23 protein-coding genes are annotated in these 21,414 nt (G+C 53.6%); 7 read left to right on the top strand and 16 right to left on the bottom strand.

Going from position 1 to position 21,414, the window contains the following annotated elements:
- Positions 1-69: 69 nt before the first annotated feature.
- The 3 genes from OGX75_RS13395 to ubiU form a co-directional block, all read right to left on the bottom strand.
- Positions 70-1,077: a luciferase-like monooxygenase gene (locus OGX75_RS13395; RefSeq protein ID WP_047461014.1), complete on the bottom strand. Its 1,008-nt coding sequence runs from the start codon at positions 1,075-1,077 to the stop codon at positions 70-72.
- A 185-nt stretch (positions 1,078-1,262) separates the two neighbouring features.
- Positions 1,263-2,141 carry a U32 family peptidase gene (locus OGX75_RS13390; RefSeq protein WP_049011502.1) on the bottom strand — a complete coding sequence of 293 codons (879 nt, stop codon included), beginning with the start codon at positions 2,139-2,141 and terminating at the stop codon, positions 1,263-1,265.
- 8 nt (positions 2,142-2,149) lie between these two features.
- Positions 2,150-3,145, bottom strand: a complete 996-nt coding sequence (gene ubiU / locus OGX75_RS13385) for a ubiquinone anaerobic biosynthesis protein UbiU (protein WP_047461020.1) — start codon at positions 3,143-3,145, stop codon at positions 2,150-2,152.
- A gap of 220 nt (positions 3,146-3,365) precedes the next feature.
- Here ubiU and ubiT point away from each other — a divergent pair, with 220 nt between their 5' ends.
- Both ubiT and OGX75_RS13375 read left to right on the top strand, forming a co-directional pair.
- Positions 3,366-3,890, top strand: coding sequence for a ubiquinone anaerobic biosynthesis accessory factor UbiT (gene ubiT / locus OGX75_RS13380; protein ID WP_071257756.1), 525 nt, complete (start codon positions 3,366-3,368; stop codon positions 3,888-3,890).
- Positions 3,884-4,387, top strand: a complete 504-nt coding sequence (locus OGX75_RS13375; RefSeq protein WP_012135286.1) for a GNAT family N-acetyltransferase — start codon at positions 3,884-3,886, stop codon at positions 4,385-4,387. The genes ubiT and OGX75_RS13375 overlap by 7 nt, the downstream gene beginning before the upstream one ends.
- Here the strand turns inward: OGX75_RS13375 and OGX75_RS13370 are convergent.
- A complete protein-coding gene (locus tag OGX75_RS13370; protein WP_024130980.1) occupies positions 4,374-4,676 on the bottom strand; it encodes a GIY-YIG nuclease family protein in 303 nt (100 codons plus the stop codon). The two genes, OGX75_RS13375 and OGX75_RS13370, sit on opposite strands and share 14 nt — an antisense overlap.
- A gap of 52 nt (positions 4,677-4,728) precedes the next feature.
- On the opposite strand from OGX75_RS13370, the gene OGX75_RS13365 reads away from it, so the two are divergent.
- From OGX75_RS13365 to OGX75_RS13355, 3 genes are all read left to right on the top strand, one after another.
- Positions 4,729-5,169: a YhbP family protein gene (locus OGX75_RS13365; protein ID WP_199972220.1), complete on the top strand. Its 441-nt coding sequence runs from the start codon at positions 4,729-4,731 to the stop codon at positions 5,167-5,169.
- Between the two features lie 32 nt (positions 5,170-5,201).
- Complete coding sequence (locus OGX75_RS13360) at positions 5,202-5,837, top strand: NAD(P)H-binding protein (protein ID WP_024130979.1); 636 nt, start codon at positions 5,202-5,204, stop codon at positions 5,835-5,837.
- Between the two features lie 190 nt (positions 5,838-6,027).
- Entirely contained in the window at positions 6,028-7,065 is a 1,038-nt protein-coding gene (locus tag OGX75_RS13355) for a permease (protein WP_114848364.1), read from the top strand.
- 260 nt (positions 7,066-7,325) lie between these two features.
- Here OGX75_RS13355 and dolP read toward each other — a convergent pair whose 3' ends face one another.
- From dolP to OGX75_RS13335, 4 genes are read right to left on the bottom strand one after another with little or no spacing between them, the layout of a single operon-like run.
- Positions 7,326-7,901 carry a division/outer membrane stress-associated lipid-binding lipoprotein gene (dolP, locus tag OGX75_RS13350; RefSeq protein WP_012135280.1) on the bottom strand — a complete coding sequence of 192 codons (576 nt, stop codon included), beginning with the start codon at positions 7,899-7,901 and terminating at the stop codon, positions 7,326-7,328.
- A gap of 9 nt (positions 7,902-7,910) precedes the next feature.
- Positions 7,911-8,501, bottom strand: a complete 591-nt coding sequence (gene diaA / locus OGX75_RS13345) for a DnaA initiator-associating protein DiaA (RefSeq protein WP_012135279.1) — start codon at positions 8,499-8,501, stop codon at positions 7,911-7,913.
- Positions 8,502-8,521: 20 nt separating this feature from the next.
- Positions 8,522-8,917 (bottom strand): YraN family protein, encoded by a 396-nt coding sequence (locus OGX75_RS13340; protein ID WP_047461029.1) that lies wholly within the window; start codon positions 8,915-8,917, stop codon positions 8,522-8,524.
- Complete coding sequence (locus tag OGX75_RS13335) at positions 8,875-10,920, bottom strand: penicillin-binding protein activator (protein WP_047461032.1); 2,046 nt, start codon at positions 10,918-10,920, stop codon at positions 8,875-8,877. Before OGX75_RS13335 ends, OGX75_RS13340 begins: the two co-directional genes overlap by 43 nt.
- A 62-nt stretch (positions 10,921-10,982) precedes the next feature.
- Between OGX75_RS13335 and rsmI the strand changes: the two genes are divergently transcribed.
- Together rsmI and OGX75_RS13325 are read left to right on the top strand one after the other, a co-directional pair.
- The gene (gene rsmI, locus OGX75_RS13330; protein ID WP_047461036.1) at positions 10,983-11,846 is read left to right on the top strand and encodes a 16S rRNA (cytidine(1402)-2'-O)-methyltransferase; all 864 of its coding nucleotides are present in this window, start codon (positions 10,983-10,985) and stop codon (positions 11,844-11,846) included.
- Positions 11,847-11,848: 2 nt separating this feature from the next.
- Positions 11,849-12,886: a Fic family protein gene (locus tag OGX75_RS13325; protein WP_112001521.1), complete on the top strand. Its 1,038-nt coding sequence runs from the start codon at positions 11,849-11,851 to the stop codon at positions 12,884-12,886.
- Here OGX75_RS13325 and OGX75_RS13320 read toward each other — a convergent pair.
- The 8 genes from OGX75_RS13320 to garD form a co-directional block, all read right to left on the bottom strand.
- Complete coding sequence (locus OGX75_RS13320; protein ID WP_047461039.1) at positions 12,883-13,656, bottom strand: DeoR/GlpR family DNA-binding transcription regulator; 774 nt, start codon at positions 13,654-13,656, stop codon at positions 12,883-12,885. The genes OGX75_RS13325 and OGX75_RS13320 overlap by 4 nt on opposite strands.
- Positions 13,657-13,766: 110 nt before the next feature.
- Positions 13,767-14,810: a galactitol-1-phosphate 5-dehydrogenase gene (gatD, locus tag OGX75_RS13315; protein WP_200075991.1), complete on the bottom strand. Its 1,044-nt coding sequence runs from the start codon at positions 14,808-14,810 to the stop codon at positions 13,767-13,769.
- Positions 14,811-14,854: 44 nt separating this feature from the next.
- Positions 14,855-16,228, bottom strand: a complete 1,374-nt coding sequence (locus OGX75_RS13310) for a galactitol-specific PTS transporter subunit IIC (protein ID WP_047461045.1) — start codon at positions 16,226-16,228, stop codon at positions 14,855-14,857.
- A 4-nt stretch (positions 16,229-16,232) separates the two neighbouring features.
- Positions 16,233-16,517 (bottom strand): PTS galactitol transporter subunit IIB, encoded by a 285-nt coding sequence (gatB, locus tag OGX75_RS13305; RefSeq protein ID WP_058668144.1) that lies wholly within the window; start codon positions 16,515-16,517, stop codon positions 16,233-16,235.
- 29 nt (positions 16,518-16,546) lie between these two features.
- Positions 16,547-17,011 (bottom strand): PTS galactitol transporter subunit IIA, encoded by a 465-nt coding sequence (gene gatA, locus OGX75_RS13300; RefSeq protein ID WP_058668143.1) that lies wholly within the window; start codon positions 17,009-17,011, stop codon positions 16,547-16,549.
- Positions 17,012-17,025: 14 nt separating this feature from the next.
- Positions 17,026-18,297, bottom strand: coding sequence for a tagatose-bisphosphate aldolase subunit GatZ (gene gatZ / locus OGX75_RS13295; RefSeq protein ID WP_112001525.1), 1,272 nt, complete (start codon positions 18,295-18,297; stop codon positions 17,026-17,028).
- A gap of 158 nt (positions 18,298-18,455) precedes the next feature.
- Positions 18,456-19,310: a tagatose bisphosphate family class II aldolase gene (locus OGX75_RS13290; protein ID WP_047461058.1), complete on the bottom strand. Its 855-nt coding sequence runs from the start codon at positions 19,308-19,310 to the stop codon at positions 18,456-18,458.
- A 289-nt stretch (positions 19,311-19,599) separates the two neighbouring features.
- Complete coding sequence (garD, locus tag OGX75_RS13285) at positions 19,600-21,171, bottom strand: galactarate dehydratase (protein WP_012135264.1); 1,572 nt, start codon at positions 21,169-21,171, stop codon at positions 19,600-19,602.
- Positions 21,172-21,414: the final 243 nt, after the last annotated feature.

The following is a 21,414-nucleotide window of genomic DNA, read 5'->3' as shown; positions in this document are numbered from 1 at the left end:
CTACGCCTTATCCGGCCTGAACAATCTCGTAGGCCCGGTAAGCGAAGCGCCACCGGGCAAAACAACGCACTACCCCACCAACTCCTCTTTCACCTGCATCGCCAGGTCAAATGAATGCAGCCGCGCCTGATGATCGAAAATCTGCCCGTTGACCATAATCTCATCCGCCTGCGTTTCGCGCAGAATAGATTCCAGCCCGTGACGCACTTTGGCTTTATCGCCCACCAGCGACATGCTCAGCGCCTGCTGCACGCCATATTGCTCGGACGGCGACCAGAACTGATCCATATTTTGAATTGGCGCGGGTAGCTGCCCGGTCTCGCCGCGACGCAGTTTCACAAACGCCTGCTGCATAGAGGTAAACAGAAATTCCGCATCGCGATTGCTGTCAGCGGCGATGATATTGATGCACACCATCGCATACGGTTTTTCCAGCCGCGCGGACGGCTTGAACTGGGTGCGATAGAGATGCAGCGCCTGGAACAGCATATCGGGCGCGAAGTGGGAGGCGAAGGCGAACGGCAGACCACGCTGCGCCGCCAGCTGTGCGCCGTACAGGCTGGAACCCAGCAGCCACACCGGGATCTTCTCGCCATAGCCCGGAACCGGGCGTACATGTGGATTGGGATCGCGCGCGTCGAACCAGTCCACCAGTTCAGCAACGTCGCGCGGGAAATTATCAATATCGCCGCTCATATGACGGCGCAGCGCCATCATGGTGCGCTGATCGCTTCCCGGCGCGCGCCCCAGGCCCAGATCAATCCGTCCAGGATAGAGTGTATTCAGCGTACCGAACTGCTCGGCGATAACCAGCGGTGAGTGGTTGGGGAGCATCACCCCGCCAGAACCCAGATGCAGTGTGGTGGTATTGGCGGCCAGATAGCCAATCAGCACCGATGTCGCCGCGCTGGCGATACCGGTCATGTTGTGATGTTCCGCCAGCCAGTAGCGGTGATAGCCGCGCCGCTCTGCCAGACGGGCGAGATCCAGTGAGTGTGAGAAGGCCTCTTTCGCAGAGGAGCCTTCGGGGATCGGTGCCAGATCCAGCAGCGAGAATGGAATGGTTTTGTCAGTCATAACGGCTCACTTTGTCGTCGGTGAATCATTTAATACTGCATTAAAATTTGATTACCGTTGTTAACAAAGTGAGCGGTATAAGGCGGGGAGCAAACATCAACTGCCTGATGGCGCTTCGCTTATCAGGCCTACAAGCGCATTGTAGGCCGGATAAAGCATTTATGCCGCCATCCGGCAAGGTTCAGTTACACCTGTAGTTCCAGACCGGCCAGGCGTTTCCAGTAACCGTTGCAGTCGCTGTGCGCGGCCAGCGGCAACGGCGCGCTGCCGTTTTCATTGGCGCGGAAGGCGTCGAGCATGGCGAATATCTCCGTACCCAGCGGGGAAAGGCGCACAATGTCGACCAGCCCCTGCATGGAGGTCAGTTCGTTGCCGAGGTTATAAACGTAGCCGCTCATGGTCTGAATACCGTTAAGCACGAACACCTGCTGATTCTCCTGCGACAACACGTTGCGCCCGTTCGGGTACTTGATGCAGCAGGTTTCACACTCGTCTTTCGGGCGGTCTTCTGAACGCGCGGTAAAACAGCGGGCGGAGTACGCCAGCGGCAGATGACCGTAGCTCAGCACTTCCACTTCAAACTGATTGCGGATGCCGAGCTCATCGCACTGGTTCAGCAGATTCACCAGCCAGTCGCGGGAAAGCTCGACCGGCATGCACCAGCGCACCATGCCCTGTTTAAGCAGCAGACGCAGCGTTACCGCGTTATAGCAGTTAAGCGCATGACCGGCGACAAACGGCAACTTGCGCTCGGCGCACATATTCACGACGCCGAGATCGCTGGCCTCCAGCAGGAAGTCGCCGTTTTCCACATAGCGTTTTAGTTCGCCTAATTCAGAGGAGGCCTGTACCAGCGCCAGCGTGGAGAGCACGACCTGCTTGCCGCTTCCGGCAAGGGATTTCGCCATATCAAGCCAGTCGCCCACTTTGGTGGCGCGGCGTTTGCTGCATACCGCTTCGCCAAGGTAAATCACGTCGGCGCTGCTGGTGGCGGCCTGCTGATAAAATGCTTCCAGCGTCTCTTTCGGCCAATAGTAAAGCACCGGCCCTAAGGAATATTTCATTGCTTCTCTCACTGCCATTTACGGTGATACGCGCCAAGCGTGGTCTGAGTGCCTTCGGACATGGAGCCAAGCGTCTCCATCCAGGCGCTTTGCGGGACGAAGTTTTGCGGGTCGGCCATGCAGCGGTCGATCGCCTGACGCCACACTTTCGCCACCTGGCTGACATACGCCGGGCTGCGCTGACGTCCTTCAATTTTCACCGAGGCGATATTCGCCGCCAGCAGGTCAGGCAGCAGTTCCAGCGTGTTGAGGCTGGTAGGTTCTTCCAGCGCGTGGTAGCGCTCGCCATCAACCAGATAGCGACCTTTACACAGCGTTGGATAACCGGCGTTCTCACCGTCCTGATAGCGGTCGATGAGCACCTCGTTCAGGCGCGATTCCAGCCCCTGGGAGGTCTGTTGCCAGCGCACGAAGCGGGCCGGAGAGCAGGCGCCGACGGTATTGGGGGATTCACCCGTCAGATAAGAGGAGAGGTAGCAACGGCCCTCCGCCATAATGCACAGGCTGCCGAAGGCGAAGACCTCCAGCGGCACGGGCGTGACGCGGGCGAGCTGTTTCACCTGATGAATGGAAAGCACGCGCGGCAGGACGACGCGCGCAACGTCAAAGTTGCGATGGTAGAAGTTAATTGCTTCTTCATTCGTTGCCGATGCCTGAACAGAGACATGGCGCTCAATATGCGGATAGCGTTCTGCTGCATACTCAAGCATAGCAAGGTCGGCCAGGATCAGCGCATCCGCGCCCAGTTGCGCCGCCATATCCACGGCACGCTGCCAGCGAACATATCCATCCGGGTGTGCAAACGTGTTAATCGCGATGTGCAGTTTACGGCGATGTTGATGGACGTAATTCACCGCTTCCTGCAATTTTTTCTCAGTAAAATTAAGACCGGCGAAGTGACGGGCGTTAGTATCATCTTTTAGCCCGATATAAACGGCATCAGCACCGTTCTCAATGGCCGCCTTAAGCGCCGGGAGATTTCCGGCAGGGCAGAGCAGCTCCATAATTATTCCTGAATGTTGCGCCGTCCAGGCCGCAAAATTGTTAACGAAGAGAGATTTTAGTTAACCTTGCTGCGACAATTTTTGATTTAAGGCAGTTAAAGGCGTATTGGTTACACCTATAACTGGGTAACAATTTCGTATCGAATTGTTGATTTACGCCGCTATGTCGTTTATCTGATATGGCAAAATAACGGGATTATTGAAACAGGGAGTAAAGCTCGTGTTGGATAAACTGCGTTCACGCTTAGTACATTTTGGCCCGTCTCTGATGAGTGTTCCGGTTAAACTGACGCCCTTTGCGCTGAAGCGCCAGGTTCTGGAACAGGTTCTGAGCTGGCAATTTCGTCAGGCGCTGGCAGATGGGGAGCTTGAGTTCCTCGAAGGCCGTTGGTTAAGTATTACGGTGCGTGATATTGACCTCAGATGGTACACCTCTGTTGAGAACGGCAAACTGATTGTCAGTCAGAACGCTGAGGCCGACGTGAGCTTTAGCGCCGATGCCAGCGACTTGTTGATGATTGCGGCGCGTAAGCAGGACCCTGATACGCTCTTCTTCCAGCGTCGTCTGGTCATTGAAGGCGATACAGAGTTAGGGCTGTATGTGAAAAACCTGATGGACGCCATCGAACTGGAGCAGATGCCGAAAGCGTTACGCATTATGCTGCTGCAACTGGCGGATTTTGTTGAGGCGGGTATGAAAACCTCGCCAGAAACCAAACAGACCTCGGTAGGTGAACCATGCTGATTCGAGTTGAAATTCCCATTGACGCGCCCGGTATCGACGCTTTGCTGCGCCGCACGTTCGAAAGCGATGCGGAAGCGAAGCTGGTGCATGACCTGCGCGAAGATGGCTTCCTGACGCTGGGTCTGGTCGCCACTGACGACGAAGGTCAGGTGGTTGGCTATGTGGCGTTTAGTCCGGTCGATGTACAGGGTGAAGACCTGCAATGGGTGGGAATGGCGCCGTTGGCGGTAGATGAAAACTACCGTGGACAAGGGCTTGCGCGCCAACTGGTCTACGAAGGACTGGATTCACTCAACGAGTTTGGCTATGCGGCGGTCGTCACGCTGGGCGAGCCGGCATTGTACAGCCGTTTCGGTTTTGAACTGGCGGCGCACTACGATCTTCATTGCCGCTGGCCGGGTACCGAAAGCGCTTTCCAGGTACACCGCCTGGCGGAAGACGCGCTGGACGGCGTGACGGGCCTGGTGGAATACCACGACCATTTCAATCGCTTTTAAGCGTTGGGGTTTGCAGGCTGGCCAGTAGCGCCTCAAACCCTTCACCTTCTGTCACGAGGCGCTCCTTCTGGCGCTTTGTGAGTCTCTTGATGCGATACTCCATGCGCAGGGCAAGCGAGCGTTCGCCGACCTGCGCCGAAAACGCCAGGGTGAGTTCCCCTTTTCCGCGCAACGCTTTTGCGCCTTTACCACTTTGATGCTGCTTATAGCGGCGCGCCACATCGGTCGTAATCCCGGTGTAGAGGGCATTGTCTGCGGTGCGGATCAGATACAGATACCAGGGTGTCATCATGACCATTAGCGTGTTAATTTTCAGATGCCCAGTATAAGAGAGAATAACGATGGAAACACTCACCGCGATAAGCCGCTGGCTGGCAAAGCAGCATGTGGTCACCTGGTGCGTTCAGCATGAGGGCGAACTCTGGTGCGCAAACGCGTTTTATCTGTTTGATGCGCAAAAGGTCGCGTTTTATGTACTCACGGAAGAGAAAACGCGCCATGCGCAGATGTCCGGCCCGCGCGCGCTCGTTGCCGGAACGGTCAACGGCCAGCCGAAAACGGTGGCGCGGATTCGCGGAATACAGTTTAAAGGGGAGATCCGCAAGCTTGAAGGAGAGGAAAGCGATGCGGCGCGTCAGGCCTATCTCCGCCGCTTTCCTGTCGCCAGAATGTTGCCTGCACCAGTATGGGAAATCCGCCTGGATGAAATCAAATTCACTGACAACACGTTGGGATTTGGCAAAAAAATGCACTGGCTACGCAGCCCGATCCGTAGCCTATAGTTAGATGAATGGTTGAGGTTATGGAGCGCGCGATGACTCAGGTGTTAATTACAGGGGCGACGGGGCTGGTGGGAGGACACCTCCTGCGGATGTTGCTTAATGAACCCCGGATTCATTCGATAGCCGCGCCTACACGCCGCCCTCTGGCGGATATGGTCGGCGTTTATAATCCTCACGATCCTCAACTGACCGATGCGCTGGCGCAGGTGACCGATCCGGTGGACATTGTTTTTTGCTGTCTGGGAACGACTCGCCGTGAGGCCGGAAGCAAAGAGGCGTTTATTCATGCGGATTATACGCTGGTGGTGGATACCGCGCTGACGGGGCGGCGGCTGGGCGCCCGGCATATGCTGGTCGTGAGTGCGATGGGCGCAAATGCGCGATCGCCGTTTTTCTATAACCGGGTCAAAGGTGAAATGGAAGAGGCGTTAATCGCCCAGCAATGGCCGCGCCTGACGATTGCGCGTCCCTCCATGTTGCTTGGCGACAGAGCTAAACACCGGATGAATGAAACGCTGTTTGCGCCGCTGTTCCGGCTGCTGCCGGGAAACTGGAAATCCATCGACGCCAGAGATGTGGCGCGTGCGATGCTGGAAGAGGCTCTGGCGCCGGAGCAAGAAGGCGTTACCATCCTGACCTCATCCCAGTTGCGGGAAAGGGCGTTATAGCATCTGTTCACTGCCGGATGGTGGCTAACGCCTTATCCGGCCTGGGATTTCGTGGCGTTCTCCAGGCCCGATAAGCGTGAGCGCCACCGGGCATTTTGCCCCCATCCAATAAAAAACGACGTTTCCAAACATTTCCCAAAGGCGTAGTATTCACGGGCTTAATTATCTCAATAACTTCCTGGGGAATGCTATGGCTGGTCAGTCTTCATCTCAGGCGGTGACGCCATTTCAATGGTGGAAACCCGCACTCTTCTTTCTCGTCGTTATCGTTGGCCTCTGGTATGTGAAATGGCAGCCTTATTACGGCAAAGCCTTCACGGCTGCGGAAACGCACAGTATCGGTAAATCTATTCTGGCGCAGGCGGATGCGAACCCGTGGCGAGCGGCCTGGGACTACGCGATGATCTATTTTATCGCGGTCTGGAAGGCGGCGGTGCTGGGGGTGATCCTCGGTTCGCTGATTCAGGTGTTGATCCCGCGCGACTGGCTGCTACGTACGCTGGGGCAGTCGCGTTTTCGCGGCACGCTGTTTGGCACCCTGTTCTCGCTGCCAGGTATGATGTGTACCTGCTGCGCCGCGCCGGTGGCGGCGGGAATGCGTCGCCAGCAGGTTTCTATGGGCGGCGCGCTGGCGTTCTGGATGGGTAATCCGTTACTGAATCCGGCAACGCTGGTGTTTATGGGCTTTGTGCTCGGCTGGCATTTTGCGGCTATTCGTCTGGTTGCCGGGCTGGCGATGGTGCTGGTGGTGGCGACGCTGGTGCAGAAATGGGTGAAAGAGTCGCCGCAGGTAGACATTCCTCAGGAGATCGCCGTATCTGAACCGCAGGGCGGATTCTTTGCTCGCTGGGGAAAGGCATTGTGGGCGCTGTTCTGGAGTACGATCCCGGTTTATATCCTGGCGGTACTGGTATTAGGCGCGGCGCGCGTCTGGCTGTTCCCGCATGCCGATGGCGCAGTTGATAATACGCTGATGTGGGTTATTGCGATGGCCGTCGCGGGATGCCTGTTTGTGATCCCTACCGCCGCAGAGATTCCGATTGTACAAACGATGATGCTGGCAGGAATGGGAACCGCGCCTGCTCTGGCGCTGCTGATGACCTTGCCGGCGGTGAGTCTGCCGTCGCTGATTATGCTGCGTAAAGCCTTCCCGGCAAAAGCGTTGTGGCTTACAGGCGTACTGGTGGCGATTTCTGGGGTGATAGTGGGAAGTATTGCGCTGGTGTGAAGTGGAAATGCCGGGGGCGCTTCGCTTGCCCGGCCTACAAACGGCACTTTCCGTAGGCCGGATAAGGCAAAGCCGCCATCCGGCGCAATGCCCGATGGCGCTGGCGCTTACCGGGCCTACAAATGGTACTTCCCGTAGGCCGGATAAGGCGAAGCCGCCATCCGGCGCAATGCCCGGTGACGCTGGCGCTTACCGGGCCTACAAATGGTACTTCCCGTAGGCCGGATAAGGCAAAGCCGCCATCCGGCTAAAACGGCGGGTTATTTGATAAACGTAAAGGCGGTGGTGACGCGTTTCACACCGCTGACCCGGCTGGCGATGTCCGCAGCGGCTTTTGATTCACGCTCGGTGACCAGACCCAACAGGAAAACCTCGCCATTTTCGGTCGTCACTTTTACGTTGGACGATTTCACCTGATCGCTGGTCAACAGCTGCGAACGCACTTTGGTGGTGATCCAGGTATCGTTTGAAGCTGTACCAAGACCAATCGGCTGGCCCTGACGGATTTCGTTATACACTTCCGTCGCCCCATCGACACCCATCGCAATCTGTTTTGCCCGCGAGGAGAGTTCGCTATTCGGCGACTGACCCACCAGTAATACCTTGCCCTGATACGCCGTTACGTTGATGCGCGCTTCTTTCTTGATTTGTTCGTCTTTCGACAGCGCGCTGTTTACGCGCAGCTCCAGGGTTCCGTCATCCACCTGGGTGCCAACGCTACGTGGATCGGTTGCGGCTTTCGTACCCACAGCGGCGGTTCCAACCACCGCGGCAGCGACGCAACCTTGCAACAGCAACGCAGAAATAAGGACTGCGAGTGGCGAAAATGCCTTCATATGTACTCCTTAATCATCCTGGTGAGGGAAAAGCGTGTTGTCGATCAAATCGCACAAGCAGTTTACCGTCAGCATATGCATTTCCTGAATGCGCGCGCTGTGGTGTGAGGGAATACGGATTTCAACATCCTGCGGCCCTAATAATCCGGCCAGCTCGCCCCCGTCATAGCCTGTCAACGCCACAATGGTCATATCCCGAGTGACGGCGGCCTCAACGGCCTTAACGATATCGCGACTGTTGCCACGCGTAGAAATCGCCAATAAAACATCACCGGCATGGCCCAGCGCACGGACCTGTTTTGCATAGATTTCATCATGCAGGCGATCGTTGGCAATCGCTGTTAAGACCACATTATCGGTATTAAGTGCAATAGCGGGTAAACTGGGACGTTCTGTTTCAAAACGGTTGATCATGCTGGCAGCAAAATGCTGTGCGTTGGCGGCGGAAGTACCATTACCACAACAGAGAATTTTGTTGCCGTTGAGCAGGGAGTGAACCAGCGTCATGGCGGCACGGGAAATTGCATCCGGGAGAGCTTCTGCCGCAGCAATTTGCGTTTGAATGCTTTCTGTAAAGCAGACTTTAATTCTATCGAGCACGCTAATCCTTAAATCTTCAATTATGAGCGGTCGTTAAAGGCATCCTTAAACCACTCAACATCATTTCCGGTGAAGGCTAACACATCGAACCGGCAATCCACAGTATCAAAACTCCCATTGTGGCGAGCAAGCCACAAGCGGGCGGTCTGTAATAATTTGTGTTGTTTGCTCCAGGTCACACTGGCGGCCGCGCCGCCAAACTGTGCCGAGCGGCGATAACGAACCTCAACAAAGACCGTGGTTTTTCCGTCACGCATTATCAGATCGATTTCGCCGCCGCGCTCACGCACGTTGGCGGCAACAAAACGCAGTCCCTTGCTCTCCAGCCAGCGGCGTGCGGCGGCTTCCCACACGTCGCCGGTCTGTTTACTCGTTAACTGGCGGGGACGATTTGCCCTTGCTGGTATTTGAGCCATGATAACTTCCTGTTAATCACGCAATCCTGTGTGGCGGTTAACGCCCCGGTATTACCGTTAATTTCAAAACCCGGCACCTGGCGCATCTGCGAGAAGTGGTTCGCCAGCGACCACGCGTCTACGCCCATCGCGTACATACGGGCAAGGGAGTAGTCGTTGCGTACGGCGCCGAGCGCCTGCTGCATTAACGGCATGTTGCTACCGGCCAGCATAGGGATCTCGCTGTACTGCAAGCCTTCCATCTCCAGACGGAAGTCGGGGCCGGAAGTGCCCTGCGCGCTGCGCGAGCTGGCGTACAGCGTTGCGCCGCTTTGGCTGCCGTTACGCATGGCGATCATCGGTTTAATGAACCCGATCTCTTCCGGCGTCGCCAGAATGTAGACCGCGTCAACGCGACCGCCGCCGCCAGTGATCTGCGCATCTGTCGGTGGTGCCGGAATCGTCAGGCCGCCAATGGTGACGCCCGGCTGTGAGGGCTGGCTGGCGGCGACAGGGCTGCCCGTCAGGGCAATGCCGGAGCCGCCGTTGACGCCCATTCTCAGCTCAGCGGTAGAACCGAATTTCTGCTGCAACACCGTGCCGCCGCCCAGCTTCTGCCACTCCTGAGCGAAAGCGTTCGCCACGCGATCGCCCAGCCCGCTGCGTGGAATCAGCAACAGCGGATTTTGTTTGCCCTGGTCGTGAATATGATGCGCCGCGTCGCGGGCTTCATCTTCAGGTGAGAGGGCAAAGTAGCAAATATTGGCGTGGTTCTGCACCTTCTCAGGCTGATTAAGCGCCAGGACATTCAGCGGCGTATTGCTTTTGATCAGCTCTTCAACGTTATTTTTCAGCAGCGGCCCGACAACAATGCTGGCGCCGTCCTGCTGAACCTGCGTGAGGATCTGATCCAGCGGTTGAGAGGTGGTGTCGTAGATTTTCAGTTCAGCAGAAGGGTTGGCCGGCGCGCTCGCCGTAGCGGTCTGCGCCGGGGCGCTTACCGGTTGCTCGACAGGCTGCGTTTGTTCGTCGCCAGTCAAATCGTTCACCGCCGCCTGAGAAGGGCTGGCGACGCCGTCAGCGGCTTGCGGCTGGGCAGGTTCTGCCGACGCTGTCGGTTCCGCGACAGGCGCAGCGGCAGGCTGCGCGTCCACCGGTTGCGTCCCCAGATTTTTCGCAGCTTCAAAACCTTGCTGAATGGTGCGGCCAAAAATGGCGGCCTGGCCGTTCAACGGCAGCAGCAGGGCGATTTTGCTGGTGGAAGCCGGTTTAAAGCTTTGCACATTGACCAGTTGCGTGGGCAGCAGTTTTGCCCCTGGATTTTGCGGGTAGCGTTTTTGCCAGTCAGCAATCCCGGCTTTCATCATGTCCGGGTCGTTACGGTTATCGAACCAGACACGCTGTAAATCCAGCCAGCCTTGCAGGACGTTTTCATCGGCGTTAATGACCAGCGCCTGAGCCTGTTCCTGGGTCATAGAGGAGAGCGCTTGCCAGGTGGCGTCCATGTTCTTCTGCTTGTCTTTTGCAGACAGCAGCGGCTCCTGGGCGATTAACGCGCGCAGCAGTGAAAGAGAAGGGCGGCCCTGGCTGGCATCAATTTTCGCCTGCCAGTAACGCGCCTGTTGGTTCTGATCCAAATCAGCTGGAGTGAGTTTTTCCAGCAGCGCCTGCGCACCGGCGATATCTTTCTGCGCCAGTTTGATCTCAACTGCCAGCAGCGACTGTTCGCGACGCTGCGCATCGTTCAGGTTTTGCGGCAACTGGTTGAATAATTCGATGGCATGCTGGCTTTTGCCTTCTTTCAGCAGTGCACGAATGGCGAGTAATTGCCAGTTGGTCTTGCTATCATCTGAACTTTGCTGCATTTGTTGCAGATAAAAGCCGGAATCAGCTTGTGCTGTGCCCTGCATATGGGCAGCACTTTGATCCGGCGCCTGGGTGCCACAGCCCGCGAAGATCAATGCTGCCAGAATGACAGGCAGCGCGCGCGCGGCTTTCAAACGAGAAAATGTTGAGGGTACCATACTGTATCCAGTGATATTTTTTACGCAATGCTCAATATTAAATCGGCAATACGGACGACACAATGAAACAAAACGAATCGGCGGATAATTCTCAGGGCCAACTCTATATTGTACCTACTCCTATCGGGAATTTGGCTGATATTACCCAACGAGCGCTCGAAGTTTTGCAAGCCGTTGATTTAATTGCCGCTGAAGACACTCGTCATACCGGACTATTGTTACAACACTTCGCGATTAACGCCCGTTTGTTCGCTTTACATGACCACAATGAGCAGCAAAAAGCCGAGACGCTGGTGGCGAAGCTAAAAGAGGGGCAGAACATTGCGCTGGTTTCTGATGCCGGAACGCCATTGATCAATGATCCGGGTTACCATCTGGTGCGCACCTGTCGTGAAGCCGGCATCCGTGTGGTTCCGTTGCCGGGGCCGTGCGCCGCGATTGCCGCGCTGAGCGCCGCCGGGTTGCCGTCCGATCGTTTTTGCTATGAAGGTTTTCTGCCCGCGAAATCGAAAGGCCGCCGTGATGCGCTGAAAGCGATTGAAGCAGAACCACGGACGCTGATTTTTTATGAATCCACACACCGTTTGCTGGACAGCCTGGAAGATATGGTCGCCGTGTGGGGAGAATCTCGCTACGTGGTGCTGGCGCGTGAGCTGACCAAAACCTGGGAGACCATTTACGGCGCGCCGGTCGGCGAACTGCTGGCATGGGTGAAAGAGGACGAAAACCGCCGCAAGGGGGAAATGGTACTGATTGTCGAAGGGCACAAAGCCCAGGACGATGCGCTTCCTGCCGACGCGCTGCGAACGCTGGCGTTGTTACAGGCGGAACTGCCGCTGAAAAAGGCCGCCGCTCTTGCCGCCGAAATCCACGGCGTGAAAAAGAACGCGCTGTATAAGTATGCGCTGGAGCAGCAGGGGGAGTAACAGTGAGCACCTACCAACCACCTTTCGTCATCACTCCATTGATCCTCAATCAAGTCATTGAGGTTGGTGAGTTGATGGGGCATTGGGCTGCGATGGCTGGTAGGACATCTCCTCTTTTGCGCAAAGAGAATCGTATTCGCACTATTCAGGCCTCTTTAGCGATTGAGCATAATTCGTTGACTACGGAACAAGTCACCGCTCTGATGGAGGGGAAACGTATTCTGGCTCCTGCTAAAGATATACAGGAAGTTAGAAATGCGATTCTGGCCTATGAAAAGATGTCGGAATGGAAAAGTGAAAAATTATCTGACCTTTTACAAGCACATCGGGTCCTTATGCTCGGTCTGGTCGATAATCCGGGCCAGTTACGTACCGGAAATGTTGGTGTTTACAGGGAAAAACAGCTTATTCACATGGCTCCTCCGGCCTCACAAGTTTTTCGTTTGATGAATGATTTACTTGGCTGGTTAAAAACGACAGAGCTCCACCCACTGATTGCTGGTGCTGTTTTCCATTATGAGTTTGAATTTATTCATCCTTTTGCCGACGGAAATGGACGCATGGGGCGGTTGTGGCAGACATTAATCCTACGTGAGTGGCGATCGGAATTGGCGTGGCTACCTGTAGAGACGCTGATCCACTACCAACAGGACCGATATTACCAGGTGTTAGGGCAGTGCGATCGGCAAAGTAGCTGTACGCTATTTATAGAATTTATCCTGGAAAACATCATCTCTGCTTTGCAGGAGGGATTGGGAAAATCACCAGCCCTGTCGGAAGAAATGTCGGAAGAAATGTCGGAAGAAATGTCGGAAGAAATGTCGGAAGAAATGTCGGAAGAAATGTCGCCTGATTTACTGGATATAGAAAAACGCATTCTACAAATCTTGTCGAATCATCCGGGCAGATCCGCCAAAAGTATCGCTGATGAGTGTGAGCTCTCAGCCCGAACCGTAGAACGCTATCTGAAAGCGTTGCAGCTAAAAGGCAAACTGCAACGCGTTGGCGCGACAAAAGGGGGGATGTGGCGGGTAATTTAAACGACCAGCAGTTCAACGCCTGTTTTGGCCAGCGCTGATTTATCCTGTTTGCTGATGCTGTCGTCGGTTATTACACAGTTAATCTTCTCCATTGGAAGTACCTGATTAAAACCACGTCGGTTAAATTTTGTCGCATCCAGTACGGCAATGACCTTATGTGCCGCAGCAGCCATCACGCTACTAATCGAATAGCCTTCATTGAAAGTTGTAATGCCGTTAGTTGCATCAATCCCATCAGCTCCAACAAACATGAGATCCGCACTGATCCCATGTAGCGAGCGTTCCGCAATTGTGCCATGCATGGAATGCGTTTTGTGTCGCACGGTACCACCACAAACGACCAGGGTCAGGTCTTTATTGTCGGATAAGGTAAATGCGGCAGGTAAGCTATTTGTGATAACGGTGATATTGCTTTTTCGGGTTAATGCTTCAGCAATCAGCAATGTCGTACTTCCGCTATCCAGAATAATGGTCATCCCTTCTTCAACCATCGAGGCTGCGGCCTGGGCAATCCGTTTTTTAGGGTCGCTGGCGAGTTGATAGCGATCTTCGAGTATGACTTCCTGATTGTCGCCTTCAGCCAGATGACTTCCAGGTTTTGCCGCGCCGCCATGAAAACGTGTGACAAGCCCTTTTTCTTCCAGCAAACGCAGGTCGGCGCGGATAGTGACTTCAGAGATACCAAAGGTATTCGAAAGATCCATAACCAGTACGCTACCCTGCGTATTAATCAGATCGACAATTTTGTTCCTTCTCTCAAATGAGTTCATATTGATTTGCCTGACAATTAACTGTGACTAGTTTAATCGAAGGATTGCGAAAGGTGAACGCTAAATTTCGAAAGTAATTGTGAGCCAGCGCAGGTTGCTGGCTCATGATGTCAGGAGAGCTTAAGTAAGATTTTTCCCTGCATTGGCGCGCCGTTAAGCGCTTTCACTGCGTCAGCAAAACTGTCAGCATCACCGCGATGGGCAATTAACGGTTCAAGTTGTAGACGTTTTTCCGTGAGTAAACGCGCTGCGGTTTCCCACTCTTCACCAGGCCAGGGACTGGAATAGTTCATCCAACTACCAAGTATTGTTAACTCTTTACGCAGAATTTGCCCAAACACGCCTGATGTCAGCGTCAGGTCATGGTGCAATGTTCCTACCAGAGCTAACTGGGCGCGTGGCCCTGCTATTTCGATGGTCAGGGAGACCGTTTGCGGCGTACCTGCTGTCTCCAGAATCAATTGATCAAACTGAATATCAGATAGTGCGGTGTAGATCTCTGACGCGGTCATTTCACGACTGTTAAAGGTGTACGTTGCGCCCAGCTCTTTAGCCAGTTCAAGTTTCTGGGGATTAATATCAATTGCTGTAACGCTTTTGGCTCCCAACTCACGGGCGCACTGCATCGCCAGCAGTCCAATGGTACCTGCCCCTACGATAATAACGTTTTTACCTTTACAGCCTTGCGCCAGGTGAAAGGCGTGTAACCCTACGGTGATGGGTTCGATAAATGCGCCATCTTCAATTGGCATATCGGAAGGAAGCCGGAAGAGGTTGGCGCGTTTAACGACAACGTATTCAGCATTGCCCCCTTCACTACGTGAACCGACAAACTGGTATTGCTTGCATAATGAAAAATATCCCCGTTCGCATTGCGGGCAGTGAAAGCAAGGAAGAAGTGGAACACAGGCGACGGCATTGCCAGGCTGCATATCGGTAACACCTGAACCATAAGATTCAACGTAACCGCTAAATTCATGGCCTAACGTGATTGGATAATAATGCGCTCCGTGGGCGAAAATACGGGGGATATCTGAACCACAAAGACCCGAGCTAATAACCTTGATTAATACATCATCATCGGCCTGTATTTGTGGTATGGGACGTTCTTCAACGCGTACGTCTCCCTCAGCGTGAATCACCACTGATTTCATAAGTTTCTCCAAAGATGTTAAGGGGAGCGAATGCTCCCCTGGAATTAAGAGGCTGTTTGACTTTGCTGGGTAGCTGCTGCTTTTTCAGCGGCCATAAAGTTGCGGGCTCTGCGCCAGGTCAACAGAACGCCGGTAAAGTAGATGGCACCGATAACCACGAGACCAATAACATTTTGCCAGGTGAAAAGTTCAATGAGTAACCAGGTGACTGGAGAACCCCCCTGGTCCATGGAAGCTACCATCCCGCCAGCCTTCAGAGCCCCGGCATTAGCGGCGAGCTGGGTATGCAGGCCGATAGTTTGTGTGGCGATCCATAGCGTGATACCCATGATAATGACACCGGATATCAACGTGCGGAACAGGTTACCCTGATGTACTGCTACCGCCATTGCGACAAAGAAACCGATAGTGGCGAGATCACCGAATGGGAGTACCTGATTACCGGGCACCAGTACCGCGATCAGAATAGTCAGCGGAATAAAAATCAGGCTGGCGGAAACCACTGAGGTGTGGCCTAGTAATAGTGCAGGGTCCAGGCCAATCAGGAATTCCTGCCCGCCAAATTTAGCTTGCAGACGTTTGCGGGCATGCCTGGCAATAGGCGTTAAACCATCCATGATCGGTTTAATCACCCGTGGCATCAGGAGCATGACTGCTGCTGTTTTTACAGCCAGTTGCAGCACGCTTTTCACGTCATAGCCTGCCAACATACCGATAACGAGCCCCATGACGAAACCGACAGTAACGGGTTCTCCGAAAGGACCAAAGCGTTTTTGTACATCATCTGCGCTGAAGTGAATGCGATTCAGGCCCGGAATTTTTTCAATGATCGTATCAACCAGTACCGCTATCGGGCCAAGATAAGCAGACGAACCATGTGGGATGGCGATCCCCTCCAGACCAAAGAAATCGCGGGTATCTTTGGCAAACCAGTCACCCAGTTTGTAGACAAAGGCGGCATGAACAACGACGCCCAGGATACCCAACCAGTAAGAACCTGTCGCAAGATGCAGCATGGCGCCAGTAAATGTCATGTGCCAAATATTCCAGATATCGACATTCACAACGCGTGTCATTCGCGTGATCAGCATGATGACATTAACGCCAATAGCGACAGGGATGGCGATCAGTGCAATTTGCGACGCCCATGTCATCGGAGACGAACCCGGCCAACCGATATCAATAACATGCAGGTTTATCTGGAACTGTTCTGCCATGGCTTTCGCCGCAGGTCCGATAGAGTCGAGCATCAGACCAATCACCAGCCCAATACCAACAAAACCAATGCCGATGTGCAGACCGGATTTAAAACAATCCCCGAGCTTCATCCCCAGTAATTTAGAGAAGACGATAATCACCAGAGGCAGCATTACCGTGGGTCCTAAGTCCAGGATATAACGCATTATTTCGCTAAACATGACGTTACCCCTTAAGGATGCTCAGGATTTTTTGCTGCAATGCTTCAATACCCACGCCAGAAACAAATGGCATGCCGTGAACGACCGGGATATCGCCAAAGGTACGGTCAACGCGGGCGGTGGTACAAATAAGATCCGCGCCATCCATATAGGTTTCGATCTCCGTGACCCGGCATTGCACGAGATCAAGATCGATATTGTGAGCTTCACATAATTCTTTAATTTCTTCTGCGGCCATGGTTGAGGTCGCTACCGCACCGCCACAGGCCACGATTACTTTACGTTTCATAGGGTATTCCTTTTATTATCAGTTTGTTATTAGGCCTGGGCGCACGGCTCAGACTCAAGGATGGTTTCCCGGAAGAGCGTAGCCAGCTCGGAATCAGGTGCGCTCAGCAAGGCGTCAAGCATGCTCGGATTTTGTAGCTCACTAAAAAGACGGCGCAGAAGCTTCAGCTGTGCCGCAGGGTTTTCAACGATGAGTGCGATGATTAAAGAAACGGCGATCTCTTCGTCATCGTCGGCCTGTTGAAACTTCACCGGGTTATCCGGTCGAATCAGATAGATTGCGGGTGATTTAGCATGAATAGCTTCGCAGTGCGGAATGGCGACGGCATGACGTTCCAGCGCGATCCCTGTCGGGAAATTCGCCTCGCGTTCTACCAGTGCCTGCGGATAGCTTTCATGTACAACACCTTTTGCCAGCATCTCCTCTCCAATGTGTGCCAGCACTTGCTGGCACGAGTTAAAGTCAATTCCGGTTCGGACAAAAAGTTGGCTCATATATTCTCCGAATATCAGGCGGTTTCAGGCACACAACCAAAGCGGTAGGCACGCAGAACGTCCTGGATTTTGTCGATAATCAAGTTATGAGGTGTGGCGGTTAGTACCCCTTCGGACAGACGTTCAAACTGTACGGGCATAAACTGACTGATGAGTCCTGGCGGTAATGAAACCCCGTTCAGATTGGCAATTAATTTCTCCACACTTTGACGAATGCGTGGATGCGGCCAGTAGTAGCGAATACGATCGGATAAGCTGAAGTGAATATCGATCATCGCCTGGCTCCAGGTCGGACGATAATACTTCTTCCAGTAACCTGGCTCGTTAAGCATCACTTCATCGATCACTTCCAGTACCCGGCTGCGTTGTTCTGGAGAAATCAGTTCGTTCTCCATTTGCGCGAGTGCAAAAATCGCTTCACGTAAAGCAAAGGTCAGTGCCGGGCCGACTTTCAGAATGGCGTAGTGATCGCGTACCAGTGCGCGGTAGGCGTGACGTGTTTGATAGTCGGTAGAGTGGGCCTCATACACCATCGGCGTGTCTTTAATCCATGCGGAAAGCGCTTCAGCGGCCTGCGGTTGATAATGAATAATTTGGGAGTGATCGAATTCCACGCCAGGCTGTACCACAATGGCGATAATGCGAGTTAATGCTTCCTCGAGCCCTAATGCGCGAAAGGCGACCTGGTGCGTTTCCAGCGTACGGGCGGCATCTTCTTCACGCGTGACGTGAACGCGGCCGATGCTACTGGCTTCACCGCCGGGAACAGGAACTTCAGTGCCAATGACATAGGTTAAATGGCGCTTTTGTTCTTCAGTGGCCGTTGTTTCAGCGGCCTGGCAAAGTACAGCAGCGCGTTGGGCCACGACCATAGGATCAAGTGGGGTTGGATCGTCGGCACATGACATTGATGCATCCAGGTGGATTTTGCTAAAACCTGCGGCGACATAAGCCTTAATTAACTCAACAGATTTCTCCATTGCGGCGGCTGCGGATTCATTCTGCCAGCAGTTAGGCCCCAGGTGATCGCCACCCAGAATCAATCTTTCACGCGGGAATCCTGTTTCCTGTGCAATGTTATAAACAAAATCGCGGAAGTCGGCGGGTTTCATGCCGGTATAACCGCCGAACTGATTAACCTGGTTGGATGTTGCTTCAATCAAAACTTTATTGTTTGTCGCGAGATCAAAGCGTAGCGCCGCTTCAATCACTAACGGATGTGCTGAACAGACGGAACAAATGCCTGACGCTTCACCTGCCTTATGACGAGAGATTATCTCTTTCACATCTATCTCCGATATCTTTTGTTTATCTTCATAATATTTTTGGATTGAAGGCAAAGGGTAAAAGCGACTTTCGTGATCCAGCTATAAAAAGATACCCTTGACCAAAATCCTTACAATTCATGTAAATGAATGAGTTAAGAGGCTGTGATATAGCAGCCTTATAGCCTTCCTTCGCAACCGCAGTCGGTGATGACTTTACGTACGACATCTTTCATTGCGGCTTTGGCCGGAACCATGTAATGCCGTGGATCGCTGGCATCGGAATGTGTACGCAAATAATTTTTCAGGGCGTCGGAAAAAGCGATTTTTAGCTCGGTTGCGACGTTGACTTTACAAATACCCAGTGAGATAGCCTTGCGAATATCACTGCCGGGTAGCCCTGATGCGCCATGTAAAACCAAAGGGATATCAACATGCTGTCGGATCTCTGCCAGGCGTTCGAAATCCAGTTTCGGTTCTGCGGTATACAGACCATGTGCGGTGCCAATCGCTACGGCCAAAGAGTCGATACCTGTTTTAGCCACAAATTCTTGAGCCTGTTCTGGATGGGTATACAAAGCATCTTTGCCATCCACGATGAGATCATCTTCCTGTCCGCCCAGACGCCCCAGTTCTGCCTCAACACTGACGTCATAGCGATGGCAGTAATCCGTTACGTTTTTCACTAAGGCGATGTTGTCTGCAAACGGCAGATGCGAGCCGTCGATCATCACTGAGCGAACGCCTGCCCTGACTTTCTCTTCGATATCCATTGTTTTCTCATGATGATCGAGATGAATGGCCAGAGGATGGTTCCAGGTTTTTGCCAACTCGCTGGCAATTGCCACGATATTACTGACGCCAGCGTAGCTGAAGGTTCCTGGTGTTCCGGCAACGATCAATGGCGCGCGCATTTCAGCGGCGGTTTCCACCACGACCTGTAATGTTTCGAGGTTGTGGATGTTGAATGCGGGCACCGCGTAACCTTCACGCTGAGCTTTCTTTAGCATCGTTTTGGTTGAAATGATAAACATCCTTCCTCCGAATTCTTTCGTTTGTTTTCTTCGAAAGAATGTATAGGGTTTCGTAATGTTGTTTTGTGATTTTGATCTAATAAATGAAAGTTTCGAAAGTATCTGGAGGGTTGCGAAAGTCGTGCGATGAAAAGCGCTGTAAGAATGAAGTAGGGGTTGGGGGGCTTATCAATTCAGACGTAGAAAGAGGGAGGCAGCAGAAGATATAAAATGTAGGTCTTCAAAATGTAGAGTCTTTAAAAAGTGTTGCCGGATGGCGATGCGATCCCCATCCGGCCTTTTTTCGTCATCAGGTCACTGGCGCGGGGTTAAACACGGCCAGCTGGTTATGCAGCCCCCATTGGTCTGAGAAGGTTTTCTTACGACCGCTCGCGACGTCCAGAATAAAGTGGAACAGCTTCCAGCCCACGTCCTCAATGCTCTCTTCCCCTGTGGCAATGGTACCCGCGTTGATGTCCATCAAATCAAACCAGCGATTCGCCAGCTCTGTGCGGGTCGCCATTTTGATTACCGGAACCGCCATCAGGCCATATGGCGTTCCGCGACCGGTTGTGAACACCTGCACGGTGATCCCGGAAGCGACCTGCTGCGTGCCGCAGACAAAATCACTGGCGGGCGTGGCGGCGTAAATTAAACCGCGTTTTGTCGGTCGCTGACCGGGGGACAGCACTTCCACAATTGCGCTCTGCCCGGATTTTGCGATAGAGCCCAACGCTTTTTCCACCACGTTCGCGAGACCACCTTTTTTGTTGCCCGGCGACGGGTTGGCGCTGCGGTCGGTTTTCCCCATATCAAGATAATTATCGTACCAGGCCATCTCTTCCAGCAGGCGTTTGCCGACCTCTTCGTTAATCGCGCGTGGCGTGAGAAGGTGGATCGCATCACGGACTTCGGTGACTTCCGAGAACATCACCGTCGCGCCGCAACGCACTAACAGATCCGAGGCGTAACCCACCGCCGGGTTGGCCGTCACACCGGAAAACGCATCGCTGCCGCCGCACTGCATTCCGACCACCAGTTCGGAAGCCGGGCAGGTTTCACGCTGGCGCTGGTTGAGCTTCGCCAGGTGGCGTTCGGCCACCTGCAAAATATCCTCGACCATTGACTTAAAGCCGACGTGCTGCTCATCCTGCAAACGCACAATACTAGCGCTGTCCACCGGAATCCCTTTCACATCTTCCGTGCCTTCCAGCAGACGTTCCGGCTGAAGTTTTTCACAGCCAAGGCCGATGACCATAACTTCGCCGCCGAAGTTCGGGTTCAACGAGATGTTATGAATGGTGCGGATAGGCACCACGGCCGCTGGCGCGTTGATCGCCACGCCGCAGCCGTACAAGTGGTTCAGACCGACAACGCCGTCTACATTCGGGTATCCGGGCAGCAGGTCACGCTCAATGATCTTCACGACATAATCCACGACGCCCGCCACGCAGTGTACGCTGGTGGTGATGCCGAGTAGATTTTTGGTGCCGACGCTGCCATCCGCGTTGCGGTAGCCTTCAAACGTGTAGCCTTCCAGCGGCGGCAGCGGTTCCGGCACTTTCGTCGCCAGCGGCAGGGTGTGTAACGGCGGCGCTTTCGGTAGCTCAACCAGCGACTCATCTATCCAGCTGCCGCGTGCGATGTCGCGAACGGCATAGCCGATCACCTCGCCATAACGCACGATTTCGCCGTGGGCAGGAATCGCCTCCAGCGCCACTTTATGCCCCTGAGGAATATGTTCAACCAACGCCAGACCGTCCGGGAAACGCGTTCCGGCTTGCAGACCATTGTCATTAACAATAATTGCCACGTTATCGGTGTCATGCACTTTAATATAAAACGCGGTTGGCGATTCTTGTCTAATTTCGATATCGGCCATTGTCCAGTATTCTCCAGCCAGGTGGTGATAATAAATGTGTTAAAGAGAACAACTGCTTTTTATTGTCAGAATTAAAAATACGTTGCTGCTAAATAAAGAATGCCAGGAGTTTTTGTTTAAAAATGTGATCGCGATCGGCCATTATTCCCGATGGTACGGGCGCTGGGCGAGTAATGTACAAATCTGTGCATCACCGCCCATGACGTTGTGCAAATGCTCAAAATATTATTCATTGTGAATATT

The organism is Citrobacter sp. CK199, from assembly GCF_030333285.1.
In the GTDB taxonomy this organism is placed as follows: Bacteria; Pseudomonadota; Gammaproteobacteria; order Enterobacterales; family Enterobacteriaceae; genus Citrobacter_B; species Citrobacter_B koseri.
Note: the sequence above shows the minus strand (reverse complement) of the source record. Positions and strands in the feature narration are given on the sequence as shown.